Raw genomic sequence first — 14,844 nt, 5'->3', positions numbered from 1 at the left:
TGCATACCCGGTATGCAATTCTGGGTTGTCAATGTGACTCCATCCATCAAGACGCTTGACCAGGAGGATCCGTTGCACCAGGGAAGAAGATTGGCCGCTCTCGGCCTCGTGTTCGCGCTGGCGCTCTCCGCGCCGGCTCCCGCCTCAGCCACGGCCGCCGCGCCCGCCCCACCGGGCGGCACCGACAAACAGTCCACTCCGGGTGGACCCATCGCCAACCGCTCGACCACCGTCACGCTGATCACCGGTGACCGGGTCACAGTCACCGCGTCCGGTGCCTCGGTCCGGCGCGGCGCCGGCCGCGAGGACGTGCAGTTCCTCGTCCAGCGCGAGCGCGGACGCCTCACCGTGATGCCGACCGACGCGCTGCCGTTGCTGCGCTCCGGCCAGGTGGACCGGCGACTCTTCGACATCACCGGGCTGGTCGAGGCGGGTTACGACGACACCAGGCGCAGCACCCTGCCGCTGCTGGTGTCGTACGGCTCGACGGGGACCGCCCGGCGTGCCCCGGCCGCCCTGCCCGGCACGCGGCTGACCCGCGACCTGCCGGTGATCCGCGGTGCCGCTCTGAACAGCGACAAGTCCTCCCTCGGTGCGGTGTGGGCGACTCTCGCCACCGGTCGAGCTGGGGCCCGGCTCGACGCGGCGGGGGGCGTCGAGCGGATCTGGCTGGACGGACGTCGGCAGGTGAGCCTCGACCACAGCGTGCCGCAGATCGGCGCGCCCGCCGCCTGGGCGGCCGGGTTCACCGGTGCCGGAGTGTCCGTCGCGGTGCTGGACACCGGCGTCGACGCGACCCACCCGGACCTGGCCGGCAAGGTGGCCGAGGCGCGCAACTTCACGGAGGCCACCGACGCTCGCGACACTGTCGGCCATGGCACCCACGTGGCCTCGACGATCGCGGGCTCCGGCGCGGCCTCCGGCGGCAAGTACCGGGGCGTGGCACCGGACGCGACGCTGCTGGACGGCAAGGTCTGCGAGGACAACGGCTGCCCCGAGTCGGCGATCCTCGCCGGCATGCAGTGGGCCGCGGTCGAGAAGAAGGCCGCAGTGATCAACATGAGCCTCGGTGGCTGGGACACCCCCGAGGTCGACCCGCTGGAGGAGGCGGTGCAGACCCTGACCGCGCAGACCGGCACGCTGTTCGTCCTCGCCGCCGGCAACGACGGCTCGGACGGTTCGGTCGGCTCCCCGGCCAGCGCCGACGCCGGGCTCGCAGTCGGCGCGGTGGACCGCGACGACGACCTGGCCGACTTTTCCAGCCGGGGCCCGCGAGTCGGAGACGACGCGCTGAAGCCGGACATCACCGCGCCCGGCGTCGACATCGTCGCCGCCCGGTCCGCCAACGGTGTCATCGGTGATCCGGTGGGGGACCGCTACGTCACGCTCTCCGGCACCTCGATGGCCACCCCGCACGTGGCCGGGTCGGCCGCGCTGCTGGCCCAGCAGCACCCCGGATGGCGCGCTGACCGGCTCAAGGCCACCCTGATGGCAGCCGCCAAGCCGCACCCGGACCAGACGGCCTACCAGCAGGGTGCCGGGCGGGTCGACGTCGCACACGCCATCACCCAGCAACTCACCACCGACCCGGTGAGCGTCTCGTTCGGGCGCACGCTCTGGCCGCACGCTGACGACGTTCCGATCACCCGCACGGTGACCTGGCGCAACGACGGTCCGGCCCCGGTCACCGTGGACCTGAGCATCGAGGGCGCCGGCCCCGGGGGTCGGGCGCTGCCGGTCGGCCTCTTCCAGTTGGGCGCCGAGCAACTCACAGTGCCGGCAGGTGGCACGGCCGCCACGACCGTCACCACTGACACCCGGGTCGGCGACGCCGACGGTTACTGGACCGGGCGGATCGTGGCCCGGTCCGGTGCTGCGGTAGCTGTCACCCCGCTGGCCGTGAACCGGGAGGTGGAGAGCTACACGCTCACCGTGCAGCACCTGAACCGTGCCGGCGCGCGCACCGCGGACCACTGGACGTTACTGGTCGGACTGGACGCCTTCGGCTTCTGGGACCTCGTCAGTTCCGACGGGGTGGCCACCGTGCGGGTGCCCAAGGGACACTACGGCCTGAGTGGCCTCGTCTTCGAGCCCGGTCCGGAGGACGAGCAGCGCGGGATGTCCCTGTTGATGCAGCCCGGGGTGACCGTCGAGCGGGACACCCGGATCGTCGTGGACGCCCGTCGCGCCAGGACGGTGCGGACGACCGTTCCGGAACGGACCGCCGTCCCGCAACTGGTCGACCTCAGCGGCAACTTCACCGCCGACGACGGCAGTGGGTACGGGGTCGGGCTCTGGGCGGAGACGTTCACCGGCCTGACCAGCGGTCAGATCGGCAAGCCGGTCTCCGCCGACACGTTCGTCTCCACAGTCAGCAGCAACTGGACCACGCCGGAAGTGGCCAACAGCCCGTACCTGTACGCGCTGGCAGAGGCGATCCCGGGCCGGATGCCCACCGGGTTCGTCCGCGACTACACCCGGCGGGACCTGGCCACCGTCGTGCACCAGTTCCGCGGTGGCCACCCGGGCACGGTGGCCGAGCGGATCGTGATCCCCGAACTGGAGTACAACGTCGGCTATTCCGCTGTGGTCATCCCCACAGTCGTGCCCGGCCAGCGGGTCGAGCACTACAACACCAGGAACGTGAAGTGGGAATCCGAGATCTACTTCGGGACGGTGGACGAGGAAGGCTGGTTGAACCCGAACGCGGCGCTCTTCTCCGTCCCCACCAGTTACCGTGCCGGGCGGACGGTCAAGGAGATCTGGAACCAGGCGCCGTACTCACCGTCCTTCCCGAAACCGCGCTGGCCGCACCAGAGCGTCTCCCGGGTCGGCGACACCATCCTGGCCGACGTGCCGATCTTCAGCGACGCGGCCGGGCACCCCGGCGCCTCGCTGACCGACAGTGAGCACACCAAGCTCTGGCGCAACGGCAAGCTGGTCGGCGAGAGCGAGTACGCCGGCTACGGGGAGTTCACAGTGCCACCGGGTGCTGCGGACTACCGGCTCGTCACGTCGGCGAAGCGGAGCTTCACCGACCTGAGCACCGAGGTCGAATCCAGCTGGACCTTCCGGTCGAGGCACGTCGCCGGTGAGACGCCGGCCCGACTGCCCCTGTCGGCGGTGCGCTTCGCGCCGACGCTGCGGGTCGACAACAGTGCTCCGGCCGGTCAGGGCTTCGTCGTACCGGTACGGGTGCAGCGGCAGCCCGGCGCAGCGGCCAACCGGGTAAAGAAGCTCACCGTCGACGTCTCCTACGACGGCGGGAAGACCTGGGGCAGGGCGAAGCTGGTCCGCACCTCGACCGATGGCTGGGTGGCCCTGTTGCGGCATCCGGCCGGCGCCGGCCACGTGTCGCTGCGGGCCACCGCCCGGGACACCGCCGGCAACACGGTGACCCAACGGATCATCCAGGCGTACCGGTTGCGCTGAGGCGTACCCCGTCCGGGTCCGCGGCCGAGCGCCGCGGACCCGGAGGGGCCGTCAGTCGTTGGCGTGCAGGGCTGCGTTCAGCTCGATGCCCCGACCGGTGCGCGGCCGGGCCTCCAGCCCACCGGTGACCGAGTTGCGCCAGAACAGCAGGCCGTCGACGCCGGACAGCTCCCGGGCCTTGACCACCCGGCCGTCAGGGAGCGTGATCTTCGACGCGGCGGTGATGTAGCAGCCGGCCTCGACCACGCAGTCGTCGCCGAGCGAGATCCCGACGCCGGCATTCGCGCCGACCAGGCTGCGCTCACCGATGCTGATCTTGTCGGTGCCGCCGCCGGAGAGGGTGCCCATGATGGAGGCCCCGCCACCGATGTCTGAGCCGTCGCCGACCAGCACGCCCTGCACGATCCGCCCCTCGACCATCGAGGTGCCGACGGTGCCGGCGTTGAAGTTCACGAAGCCCTCGTGCATCACCGTGGTGCCGGCGGCCAGGTGCGCGCCGAGACGGACCCGGTCGGCGTCGGCGATCCGCACACCGGAGGGCACCACGTAGTCGGTCATGCGCGGGAACTTGTCGACCCCGTACACCGCCAGGTGCCGGCCGGCAGCCCGCTCGATCACCCGCAGCTCGTCCACCCGCTCCGGGGGGCACGGCCCGGCGGACGTCCAGGCCACGTTGGCCAGCTTGCCGAAGATGCCGTCCAGGTTGAGCTGGTTGGGTCGCACCAGGCGGTGCGAGAGCAGATGCAACCGGAGGTACGCGTCGGAGGCGTCCTTGATCGGGTCGTCCAACGAGCCGATCACGGTCACGACCTGCACGGTACGCAGGCCAGGCAGGGACCGGTCACCGAGCGCGGCCGGCGGCAGGTCGAGCACGTCCGCCTTGTCCTCGCCGGCGACCAGCGGCAGCTCGCCCAGGCCCAGCTTGCCGGTCGGGTACCAGGTGTCGAGCACCTGCTCGTCTGCGGTGACCGTAGCCAGGCCGATGCCCCAGGCGGAATCTGCGGACGTCACTGTTACACCTCTCGGTCACGGCCGGGCTGACCTCGGCTCGCTCCTCGCGCTGACAGACCTGAAGGTACCGTGCGAACCATGGAGAACCCGCTGACCCCCGAGGTCCTCGCCGATCCGGTGCAGCTGACCCGCGCTCTGGTCGACATAGAGTCCGTGTCCCTCAACGAGAAGGCGATCGCCGACTGTGTCGAAGAGGTGCTGCGGGCCGTACCGCACCTGACCACCCACCGGCACGGCAACACGGTGATGGCCCGTACCGACCTCGGTCGGTCGCAGCGCGTCGTGCTGGCCGGGCACCTCGACACGGTGCCGTTGAACAACAACTTCCCGTCGACGATGCGCGGCGACCTGATGTACGGCTGCGGCACCTCCGACATGAAGTCCGGCACCGCGTACGCGCTGCACCTGGCGGTGACGCTGCCCGAGCCGCGCTACGACGTGACGTACTTCTTCTACGAGGCCGAGGAGATCGAGTCGCGGTACAACGGGCTCAACCTCGTCGCCCAGGCATTCCCGCAGTGGTTGCAGGCGGACTTCGCCGTGCTGCTGGAGCCGACGTACGGCATCGTCGAGGCGGGCTGCCAGGGCACCATGCGCTCGGTGGTCACCACGACCGGCGTACGCGCCCACTCGGCGCGCTCCTGGCACGGGGTCAACGCCATCCACGCCGCCGGCGAGGTGCTGCGACGCCTCCAGACGTACGAGGCACGCCGGGTCACCATCGACGGCTGCGACTACCGCGAGGGCATGAACGCGGTGCGGATCAACGGTGGGGTGGCCGGCAACGTGGTCCCCGACCTGTGTGAGATCGAGGTCAACTACCGGTTCGCCCCGGACCGCACCCCGGCCGAGGCGGAGGCGCACCTGCGTGAGGTGTTCGCCGGCTTCGAGCTGAAAGTCACCGACACGGCTGCCGGTGCCGCGCCCGGGCTCGACGCGGCCCCCGCGAAGGAGTTCCTGGCGGCGGTCGGCGCCGCGCCGATCGGCAAGCTGGGCTGGACCGACGTGGCCCGGTTCGCGGCGATGGGCATTCCCGCGCTGAACTTCGGCCCGGGCGACCCGAACCTCGCCCACCACCCCGACGAGCACGTCGAGATCAGCAAGATCCGCGACGGCGCGGCAACCCTCCACCGCTGGCTAGCCCCGGCCTGACCCCCGCCGGAGTGTTCGGTGATCAAGAGGTTTGCGTCAGCCTGGCCCATTGTCGGCGACGCAAACCTCTTGATCGGCTCCGGACGGGGTGGGGGAGATGGGGATCGGGTTCTGCTGGCGGATGCGGCGGCGTTCGGCCACCACGTCTCGGATCCGTCGCTGCATCTGGCGACGAATCCGGATCATCTCGCTGTTGCTGATCACGCTGTCTCCTCCCCCGAAGGCGCGCGCCGGGGCATACCCGGTATGTGAATAGTAAGACGTACGGGAGCGCCGAATAGTTGCCCATGATCCGAACAATTTCTCGGCGTCCCCGCCCCGCGCACCCGGGCGGTGCTGCTCCACTACGGTTGCCCCATGAGCCAGAGCAACGGGCGGGAGGCCGGTCGCGGTCGCGGACAGGAGCGGCATCGCGGTGCGGTCACCCTGCGCAGAGGGGCGATCCCGAGCAGCACCGCCGACCAGCGACTGCTTGATTCGCGGGGGCGGGGCGACTGGAAGACCAAGGACGCCTGGCGCGCGCTGCGCATCCTCGCCGAGTTCGTCGAGGGTTTCGACACCCTCGCCGACGTGCCGTCCGCGGTCAGCGTCTTCGGCTCGGCGCGCAGCGCGCCGGACAGCGCCGAGTGCCAGTTGGCCGAGCAGTTGGGCGGTGCGCTGGCCCGGGCCGGCTACGCGGTGATCACCGGAGGTGGGCCCGGCGTGATGGAGGCCGCCAACCGGGGCGCCAGCGAGGCCAACGGGCTCTCCGTGGGGCTCGGCATCGAGCTTCCGTTCGAGCAGGGCATCAACGACTGGGTCGACCTTGCCATCGACTTCCGCTACTTCTTCGCCCGCAAGACGATGTTCGTCAAGTACGCCCAGGCGTTCGTCGTACTGCCCGGCGGGTTCGGCACCATGGACGAGTTGTTCGAGGCGCTCACCCTGGTGCAGACCGGCAAGGTCACCCGGTTCCCGGTGGTGCTCATGGGCGTCTCCTACTGGCAGGGTCTGCTGGACTGGCTGCGCGACACGATGGCCGCCACCGGCAAGATCGGGCCGGTCGACCTGGACCTGATCTGCCTCACTGACGACGTCAACGAGGCGGTCCGGTACATCGTCGCTTCAGAGGCCGCTCTCTCCGCCGAGCAGGAGGCGGTCCGCGAGGAGGCCGTCGCCCGCACCGGCGCAGACCAGCAGGCGGCAGCCGAACAGGCTCGGGACCACGACTGATGGCGGCGATCTGCGTCTTCTGCGCCTCCTCTCGTACCCTCGATCAGCGCTGGTTGGACCTGGCCGCCGAGACCGGCGCGGAGCTGGCCCGACGGGGGCACACGCTGGTCAGCGGTGGTGGCTGTGTCGGCATGATGGGCGCGCTGGCGGACGGCGCCCGATCCGCCGGCGGGCGCACCGTCGGCGTGATCCCGCAGTCGCTGGTCGACCTGGAGGTCGCCGACCTGGCCTCGGACGAGCTGCTGGTGACCGACTCGATGGCCAGCCGCAAGACTCTGATGATCGACAAGTCGGACGCCTTCCTCACCCTGCCCGGCGGGCTGGGCACCCTGGACGAGTTGTTCGAGGTCTGGACCACCGCCACCCTCGCCCAGCACACCAAGCCGATGGTGCTGATCGACACCGACGGGTTCTACCGCCCCTTGCTGGACTGGCTCGACGCGCTGGCCGACCAGACCTTCCTCAAGCCCGCCGGCCGCGACCTCCTGACGGTCACCACCACCGTCACCGAGGCCCTCAACGTCCTGGAATCCCACCTGACCTAAACCCCACCCCCACCCCACCCTGCCCTGCCCCCCGCCCCGCCCCCCGCCCGGCCCTCCCAGCCCTCGGCCCGCCCCCGGTGATCATGAAGTTAGCGGCGTGTCTGTCGGCGTGTCGCGCCGCTAACTTCATGATCGACAGGGGTAGATGGGGGTGGGAGCGCGGGGGGCGGGCGGGGGCAGGGGGTGTGGGCGGGAGCGCCGGGGGTTTGGGTGGTGGGTTGGTTGTCGTATGGGTCTGATGGGATGAGCTGATGCAGGCGTACCGGTTGGTGCGGCGGCCCGGAGGGCCGGCGCGGGGGGACGGGGCTACGCCTGACGGCGGTTCCGTGCTCGCCGGCGACGGCACGTCCGTGGGCGGTGTCGGCACGCCGGGTGGGCCCGATCGCGTGGCCGGGGCCGAGCTGGCCGTCGGCGGCGGCTGGCGGGCCGATCCGGTGCAGGCCGAGGTGGTCGGGCACACCGACGGGCCGATGCTCGTGCTCGGCGGCCCGGGCACCGGCAAGACCAGCACGCTGGTCGAGGCGGTCGCCGCCCGGGTGGCCGAGGGGGCCGACCCCGAACGGATCCTGGTGCTGACCTTCGGCCGCCGAGGCGCCACCGCACTGCGACAACGCATCGAGGCCCGGATCGCCCAGGACGGCCACCGGGTGCTGCGCGAGCCATTGGTGCGCACCTTCCCGGCGTACGCCTTCGGGCTGCTCCGCCGCGCCGCCGCCGAGCGGGGCGAACCGTCGCCCCGGCTGCTCACCGGCCCCGAACAGGATCTGATCATCCGTGAGCTGCTGGACGTGGTGGGCGAGGAGCCCGAGGACGACCCGGTCGGCTGGCCCACCGACCTGCGCCCCGCCCTGCGTACCCGGGCGTTCGCCGGCCAACTGCGCGACCTGCTCATGCGCGCCGCCGAACGTGGCGTGGGCCCGATCGACCTGGCCTGGCTGGGTGAGAAGCTCGGCCGCGCCGACTGGCCGGCCGCCGCCCGCTTCCTGCGGGAGTACGTCGCCGTGCTCGCGTTGCGCGACGTCAGCAACCGGGGATCCATCGCGTACGACCCGGCGGAGCTGGTCCGGGCGGCCACCGGGCTGCTGCGCGACGACGAGGAGTTGCTGGCCGCCGAGCGTCGTCGGCTCGCGTACGTCTACCTCGACGAGCTGGCCGACACCGACCCCGCCCAACTGGAGCTGCTCTCGGTCATCGCCGGCGGTGGCAAGTCGCTCGTCGCGTTCGCCGACCCGGATTCCTCCACGTACGCGTTCCGGGGCGCCGACCCGGCCGGGGTGGCGACGTTCCCGCACCGGTTCCGGACGGCATCCGGTGCGCCGGCCGCGCAGGTGCTGCTGACCACGTCGTACCGGGCCGGGCCGGGTCTGCTCACGGCGATCGCCCGGCTGGGTCGCCGGCTGCGGGGCCCGGCCGCGCACCGCCGGCTGCACCCCCTTCCGGACGCGCCGCCCGGCGTTGTCGAGGTGCACACCTTCCGCTCGGCGACCAGCGAGGCCGCCTGGTTGGCCCACGCGCTGCGCTCGGCACACCTGCTCGACGGCGTGCCGTGGTCACGGATGGCGGTGCTGGTGCGGTCCACCGCGTTGCAACTGCCCACCCTGCGACGGGCGCTGCACGCTGCCGGCGTACCCACAGTGGTGCACGGTGAGGATCTGCCACTGCACCTGCAACCGGCGGTCGCACCGCTGCTGCTCCTGCTGCGCTGCGCGCTGGAGCCGGAACGACTCGACGAGGAGGCGGCGGTCGCGCTGCTGCACTCGCCGCTCGGCGGGGCCGACCCGCTGGCCGAACGGCGGCTGCGGCAGGGCCTTCGCGCGCTCGCGTTGGCCGGCGGTGACCGACGTCCCTCCGGGGAGCTGATCGTCGAGGCACTGCAAGACCCGGAGGAGTTGGCCGGGATCGAGCGGCACTGGGCGGAGCCGGCGCAGGCGGTGGCCGGGCTGCTGGCCATCGCACGCGAGGCCGCTGCCCGGCCGGGCGCGACCGCCGAGGACGTGCTCTGGGCCGTCTGGCACGCCAGTGGCCTCGCCGAGCGGTGGGCCGGCGCGATCAACCAGGGGCCTCCGGAGGCCGGCGAGGGCGACCTGGCCCGGCGTCGGCGGGCCGAGGCTGCCGACCGCGACCTGGACGCCGTGCTGGTCCTCTTCGACGCGGCGGCCCGGTTCACCGACCGGCTGCCCGGTGCCCGTACCGAGGTCTTCCTCGATCACGTGCTCGCCCAGGACCTGCCCGCCGACACCATCGCCCCGACCGCCGACCGGGGAGCGGCGGTACGCCTGCTCACCGCGCACGCCGCGAAGGGCCTGGAATGGGACCTGGTCGCGGTGGCCGGTGTGCAGGAGGGCATCTGGCCCGACCTGCGGTTGCGCGGCAGCCTGCTCGGCTCCGAGCGACTGGTCGACGTGCTGGCCGGCCGGTCGGTCGACGGGGCGACCGCGGCGAACGTGGTGGGTCAGACCTCGGCGTTGCTGGACGAGGAGCGTCGGCTCTTCCACGTCGCCGTCAGTCGCGCTCGCCACCGGCTGCTGGTCAGCGCCGTGGCATCGGCCGCCGTCGGCGGCGACGACCACGAGGAGCAACCCAGCCGGTTCCTGCACGAGCTGGGCCCGAGCATCCCGCCGCCGACCCCGCCGACCCCGCCGAGCACGCCACCTACCCCGCCGACCCCGCCGAGCACGCCACCTACCCCGCCGACCCCGCCGACCCCGCCACCCACCCCGCCGAGCACGCCGCCACCGACCCCGCCCGGTCCCCGCAGCGAGCCGTCCTCCGGCGGCAACGGGGGCGCTGCGGCGGGCGAGACCGGCGACGAGGAGCCGGACCGCCCCGGAGCGCTGCCGGTGACCCGTCCACCTCGGGCGCTGACCCTGCCGGCGTTGGTCGCGGAACTCCGTACCGCCATCACCGACCCGGCCGCCCCGGCGGCCCGGCGGCGCGCCGCGGCGGCCGAGCTGGCCCGGCTCGCCGCCGCCGGGGTGCCCGGCGCGCACCCCGACGACTGGTGGGGGTTGCGGGTTCTCTCCGACGACCGGCCGCTCGTCGACGACGGCGACCCGGTGCGGGTCACCCCGTCGGCCATGGAGAGTGCGCTGCGGTGCAGCCTGCGCTGGCTGCTGGAACGGCACGGGGGTAGCGGCCCGACCAGTACCGCGCAGGGGGTGGGCAACCTGGTGCACGCCGCCGCGATGCTCGCCGAGGACGCCAGCGCCGACCGGGGCGCGCTGCTCGACTACGTGGCCGCCCGGTTCGACGCGATCGAGCTGGCAGCACGGTGGATGGCCGGGCCGGAGCGGGAACGCGCCGAGGCGATGGTCGACAAGCTGCTGCGCTGGCTGGCCACCAATCCGCGCCGGTTGCTCGCCATCGAGCACGAGTTCGCCGTCCGCCTGGACGACCCGAACCGGCCCGTCGACCTGACCGGTCGGGTCGACCGGCTGGAGGTCGACGAGGCCGGGCGGCTCGTGGTGATCGACCTGAAGACCGGCAAGTCCACAGCCGTCACCGGCACCGACCTCGCCGAGCACCCGCAGCTCGGCGCCTACCAGGCGGCGGTGGAGGCAGGGGCGTTCGCCGAGTTCGGTGACGAGTCCGGGGGTGCCGCGCTGGTGCAGCTCGGGACCTCCGCCAAGGACGCCAGGGAGCAGAATCAGCCGGCCGCCAGCGAGGGGCCGGCGGCCGGTTGGGCGACCGCGCTGGTCCGGCGGACCGCCGATACGATGGCAGCCGCCACGTTCGCCGCGGTGGCCAACTCGAAGTGCCGGGTCTGCCCGGTGCGCACCAGCTGCCCGGTCTCCGGGCAGGGCCGCCAGGTCGTCGAGCCGCCCACCGTCCGACGCACAGGCGAGGGCGAGGAGTGAGCTTGCGAGCCCCGCAGTCACGAACTGAGATGGCACCGTGAGGGCGAGGAGTGCGCCGGTGTTGGGAACTGAGACGGCACGGTGAGTCAGCCCACCCTGTTCGGCGCGGGTCCCGCGCCGACGCCCCGACTCGCGGACTCCGGCCCCCGGTACACACCGGTGGAGCTGGCCAAGCTGCTGCGGTTGCCGGCGCCCACCCGGGAGCAGGCCGCGATCATCGCCGCCCCGGTGGAACCGCTGCTGGTGGTCGCGGGCGCCGGGTCGGGCAAGACCGAGACGATGGCCGCCCGGGTGGTCTGGCTGGTGGCCAACTCGTACGTGCGGCCGGAGCAGATCCTCGGGCTGACCTTCACCCGCAAGGCGGCCGGCGAGCTGGCCCATCGGGTACGAACCCGGCTCGACCAGCTGATCCGCCGACTCGGCCGGCAGGGGCGGGACCCGCTGGACGACCCGCTCGCGGGTGAACCCACCGTCTCCACCTACCACTCGTACGCGGGGCGGATCGTCACCGAGCACGGGCTGCGGGCCGGCTACGAGCCGTCCACCCGGCTGCTCACCGAGGCGTCCCGCTGGCAGTTGGTCGACCTGCTGGTGCGCAACTACGACGGCGACATGTCCGAGGTGGACCGTATGCCGAGCACCATCACCGACGCGGTGCTGGCGCTGGCCGGGGAGTTGGACGAGCATCTGGTCGCGCCGGACGACCTGGCGGCCTGGACCGGTCGGTTCTTCGCCGAGGTGCAGTCCCGGCCGGGTCGGGTGTACGCCGACGTGCGTAAGGCGCTCACTCTCCAGCAGACCCGGTTGCGCCTGTTGCCGCTGGTGCGGGCGTACGCCCGGCGCAAGGAGGACTTCGAGGCGATGGACTTCGCCGACCAGCTCGCCCGAGCGGCCCGGGTGGCCCGGGACCACCCGGGGGTCGGCGTGATCGAGCGGGACCGTTTCCGGGTGGTGCTGCTCGACGAGTACCAGGACACCAGCCACGCACAGGTGGTGTTGCTCAACGCGCTGTTCGGTGGCGGGCACCCGGTGACCGCGGTGGGCGACCCGTGCCAGTCGATCTACGGCTGGCGGGGGGCCAGCGCGGGCACCCTGGACCGGTTCCCCACCGAGTTCGCCCGCGCCAACGGTGAGCCGGCCCCGGCGCTGGGGCTCACCACGAGTTGGCGTAACCGCCCGGAGATCCTCCGGGTGGCGAACGCGCTCTCCACCCCGCTGCGGGCGGCGGGTGCCCGGGTGCCGGAGCTGCGCTCCGCGCTGACCGTCCGGGACCCGATCCCGCACCGCAGCCCGGGCGGCGCGGCCGGCGGCACCGTGCACTGCGCGATGTTGCCCACGTACGCCGACGAGGCCGCCTGGATCGCCGACAGCGTGCTCGCCGCCTGGCGTGGCGCTGCCGGGATGCGGGGCGCGGCCCCGGAACACATCCCGGTGGAGCGCCGTCCGACGACGGCCGTGCTGGTCCGGGTGCGCAGCCAGATCCCGGCGATCGAGTCGGCGCTGCGTGAGCGGGGCCTACCGGTCGAGGTGGTGGGGCTGGGCGGCCTGCTGGACACCCCCGAGGTACGTGACGTGGTCTGCACATTGCGGGTCCTGGCCGACCCGACCGATGGCGCCGCCCTGCTGCGGTTGCTCACCGGCGCCCGTTGGCGGATCGGGCCACGTGACCTGGTGGCCTTGCACCGGCGAGCCCGGGCCATCGCGAACGCCCGGCGACAGGTGGCCGCCGACGAGGCCTCGGAGATCAGCCCCGACCTGTTGGACGAGGCGACGCTGGTGGAGGCGTTGGCCGACCTCGGGCCGGCGCAGGCGTACTCGGCCGAGGGTTTCGCGCGGCTGCGCGCGTACGGCCGGGAGTTGGCGCTGCTGCGCTACCGGCTGGACCAGGCGCTGCCGGACCTCATCGCGGACATCGAGCGGACCATCGGCCTGGACGTGGAGGTCGCGGTGCGGGCCGGCCGGGACGGCGCCGGCGACGCGGGCCTGGCCCGGGGCCATCTGGACGCGCTCGGCGACGTGGCGGCCCGGTTCAGCGGGGAGACGCCCGGCGCGACCCTGTCCGGGTTCCTGTCCTACCTGGCCGCCGCCGAGGACGAGGAACGCGGTCTGGCGCCGGGCGAGGTCGAGGTGGTGGAGGGCGCGGTGCAGGTGGTCACCGCGCACGCCGCCAAGGGCCTGGAGTGGGACGTCGTGGCGGTGGCCGGGCTCAGTCGTGGGCTGTGGCCGGGGCCGGTCCGCAACTCCGACCACTGGCTGGGTGGGCTGGGCGTGCTGCCGTTCCCGCTGCGCGGCGACGCCGACGGGCTGCCCGAGTTGGCGCTCGACGAGGCGGGGGACCAGCGGGCCGTGGCGCGGGCGGTGACCGACTTCACCGACGCGTGGCGGGCCCACGACGAGCGGGAGGAACGCCGGCTGACGTACGTGGCGGTCACCCGCCCGCGCCGGCTGCTGCTCTGCTCCGGTTACTGGTGGGGAGAGGGCACGAAACGACCGCGAGGTCCGTCGGTCTTCTTCCGTGAGGTGTACGACGCCTGCCTCGACGGCGGGCCGGGGCACCTGATCGACGCGTGGGCACCCGAGCCGACCCCGGACGCGACGAACCCCACGGCCGAGGTGGTGCTCCGCGCGGAGTGGCCGGCCGACCCGCTGGGCGGTCGCCGGCCGGCGTTGGCCGAGGCGGCCGGGCTGGTGCGTCGCCTGATGGCCGACGGCCCGGCGGCGCTCCCCGGGCCGGTCGGGCCGGTGCTCGCTGTGCCGGTCGGGCCGGTGCTCGCCGGGCCGGTCACGCCGATCGGCTCGACGGTCGGGTCAGGCGAGCCGGTCGAGCCGAAGGTGGATCCGGAGGTGGCGCGCTGGCAGCGCGAGGCGGACCTGCTGTTGGCGGAGCGCGCCGAGCTGACCCGACTCTCCGGTGCGGTCGAGGTGGCGCTGCCCGGGGCGCTGAGCGTCACCCAGTTGGTAGCGCTGCGGCGTGATCCGGCGGCGCTGGCGCGTACGCTGCGTCGTCCCGTGCCGTCCGAACCCAACCCGTACGCCCGTCGAGGCACCGCCTTCCACGCCTGGTTGGAGCAGCGTTTCGGCGCCGACCGCCTGTTGGACCTGGACGAGCTGCCCGGCGCTGCCGACGCCGACGCCGCACCTGACGAGGCGCTGGTCGAGCTTCAGGAGCGGTTCCTGGCCAGCGAGTGGGCCGACCGGTCACCGGTGGAGGTGGAGGTGCCCTTCGCCACGGTGATCGCTTCAGTGGTGGTGCGGGGCCGGATGGACGCGGTCTTCGCCCGGCCGGGTGGCCGGTTCGACGTGGTCGACTGGAAAACCGGCGCGCAGCCCACCGGGCCGGCAGCCGACGTGGCCGCCGTGCAGCTTGCGGTGTACCGGCTGGCCTGGGCGGAGTTGGCCGGCGTGCCGGTCGACCGGGTGGGCGCGGCGTTCCATTACGTCCGCCACGGGGTCACCGTCCGGCCCGCCGACCTGCTGGATGTGACCGGCCTCACGGCCATGATCGCCCAGTTGCCCGAGGATTCTGCCCACCATTGACCACTGCGGCGGAAAACCGTGGTAGGTTGAACGGGTTGCAGTTTTGGTTACCAGAGACTCTGTGTGCGCCTGGCGGGATTGTGGCCCCAGGCGCTCTT

General features: G+C 72.9%; 8 protein-coding genes. 6 read left to right on the top strand and 2 right to left on the bottom strand.

Annotation, left to right across the window (positions count from 1 at the left end; all coding sequences use genetic code 11):
• Positions 1–12: 12 nt before the first annotated feature.
• Positions 13–3,432, top strand: coding sequence for a S8 family serine peptidase (locus ACIBEF_RS02200; RefSeq protein ID WP_396790373.1), 3,420 nt, complete (start codon positions 13–15; stop codon positions 3,430–3,432).
• 51 nt (positions 3,433–3,483) lie between these two features.
• Here ACIBEF_RS02200 and dapD read toward each other — a convergent pair whose 3' ends face one another.
• Positions 3,484–4,443, bottom strand: coding sequence for a 2,3,4,5-tetrahydropyridine-2,6-dicarboxylate N-succinyltransferase (gene dapD / locus ACIBEF_RS02195; protein WP_091406183.1), 960 nt, complete (start codon positions 4,441–4,443; stop codon positions 3,484–3,486).
• 78 nt (positions 4,444–4,521) lie between these two features.
• Here dapD and dapE point away from each other — a divergent pair, with 78 nt between their 5' ends.
• Entirely contained in the window at positions 4,522–5,595 is a 1,074-nt protein-coding gene (gene dapE, locus ACIBEF_RS02190) for a succinyl-diaminopimelate desuccinylase (protein ID WP_396790370.1), read from the top strand.
• Positions 5,596–5,631: 36 nt separating this feature from the next.
• On the opposite strand, the gene ACIBEF_RS02185 is transcribed toward dapE, so the two are convergent.
• Positions 5,632–5,799, bottom strand: coding sequence for a hypothetical protein (locus ACIBEF_RS02185; protein ID WP_396790368.1), 168 nt, complete (start codon positions 5,797–5,799; stop codon positions 5,632–5,634).
• A gap of 153 nt (positions 5,800–5,952) precedes the next feature.
• Here ACIBEF_RS02185 and ACIBEF_RS02180 point away from each other — a divergent pair, with 153 nt between their 5' ends.
• The 4 genes from ACIBEF_RS02180 (at position 5,953) to ACIBEF_RS02165 (ending at position 14,746) form a co-directional block, all read left to right on the top strand.
• Positions 5,953–6,807, top strand: coding sequence for a TIGR00730 family Rossman fold protein (locus ACIBEF_RS02180; protein WP_396790366.1), 855 nt, complete (start codon positions 5,953–5,955; stop codon positions 6,805–6,807).
• Positions 6,807–7,352 (top strand): TIGR00730 family Rossman fold protein, encoded by a 546-nt coding sequence (locus ACIBEF_RS02175; RefSeq protein WP_396790364.1) that lies wholly within the window; start codon positions 6,807–6,809, stop codon positions 7,350–7,352. The genes ACIBEF_RS02180 and ACIBEF_RS02175 overlap by 1 nt, the downstream gene beginning before the upstream one ends.
• A gap of 251 nt (positions 7,353–7,603) precedes the next feature.
• The gene (locus ACIBEF_RS02170; protein WP_396790362.1) at positions 7,604–11,209 is read left to right on the top strand and encodes an ATP-dependent helicase; all 3,606 of its coding nucleotides are present in this window, start codon (positions 7,604–7,606) and stop codon (positions 11,207–11,209) included.
• Positions 11,210–11,290: 81 nt separating this feature from the next.
• Positions 11,291–14,746: an ATP-dependent helicase gene (locus ACIBEF_RS02165; RefSeq protein WP_396790360.1), complete on the top strand. Its 3,456-nt coding sequence runs from the start codon at positions 11,291–11,293 to the stop codon at positions 14,744–14,746.
• Positions 14,747–14,844 lie beyond the last annotated feature (98 nt).

The sequence above is a fragment of the Micromonospora sp. NPDC050795 genome, assembly GCF_044456785.1.
Classification (GTDB): Bacteria; Actinomycetota; Actinomycetes; order Mycobacteriales; family Micromonosporaceae; genus Micromonospora.
This window is presented reverse-complemented; position numbering and strand designations above follow the sequence as displayed.

Excerpts from the sequence above, each read along its gene's own strand:
- ACIBEF_RS02200 (WP_396790373.1), top strand. The coding sequence starts at position 13 with ATGCAATTCTGGGTTGTCAATGTGACTCCATCCATCAAGACGCTTGAC.
- dapE (WP_396790370.1), top strand. The coding sequence starts at position 4,522 with ATGGAGAACCCGCTGACCCCCGAGGTCCTCGCCGATCCGGTGCAGCTG.
- ACIBEF_RS02180 (WP_396790366.1), top strand. The coding sequence starts at position 5,953 with ATGAGCCAGAGCAACGGGCGGGAGGCCGGTCGCGGTCGCGGACAGGAG.
- ACIBEF_RS02175 (WP_396790364.1), top strand. The coding sequence starts at position 6,807 with ATGGCGGCGATCTGCGTCTTCTGCGCCTCCTCTCGTACCCTCGATCAG.
- ACIBEF_RS02170 (WP_396790362.1), top strand. The coding sequence starts at position 7,604 with ATGCAGGCGTACCGGTTGGTGCGGCGGCCCGGAGGGCCGGCGCGGGGG.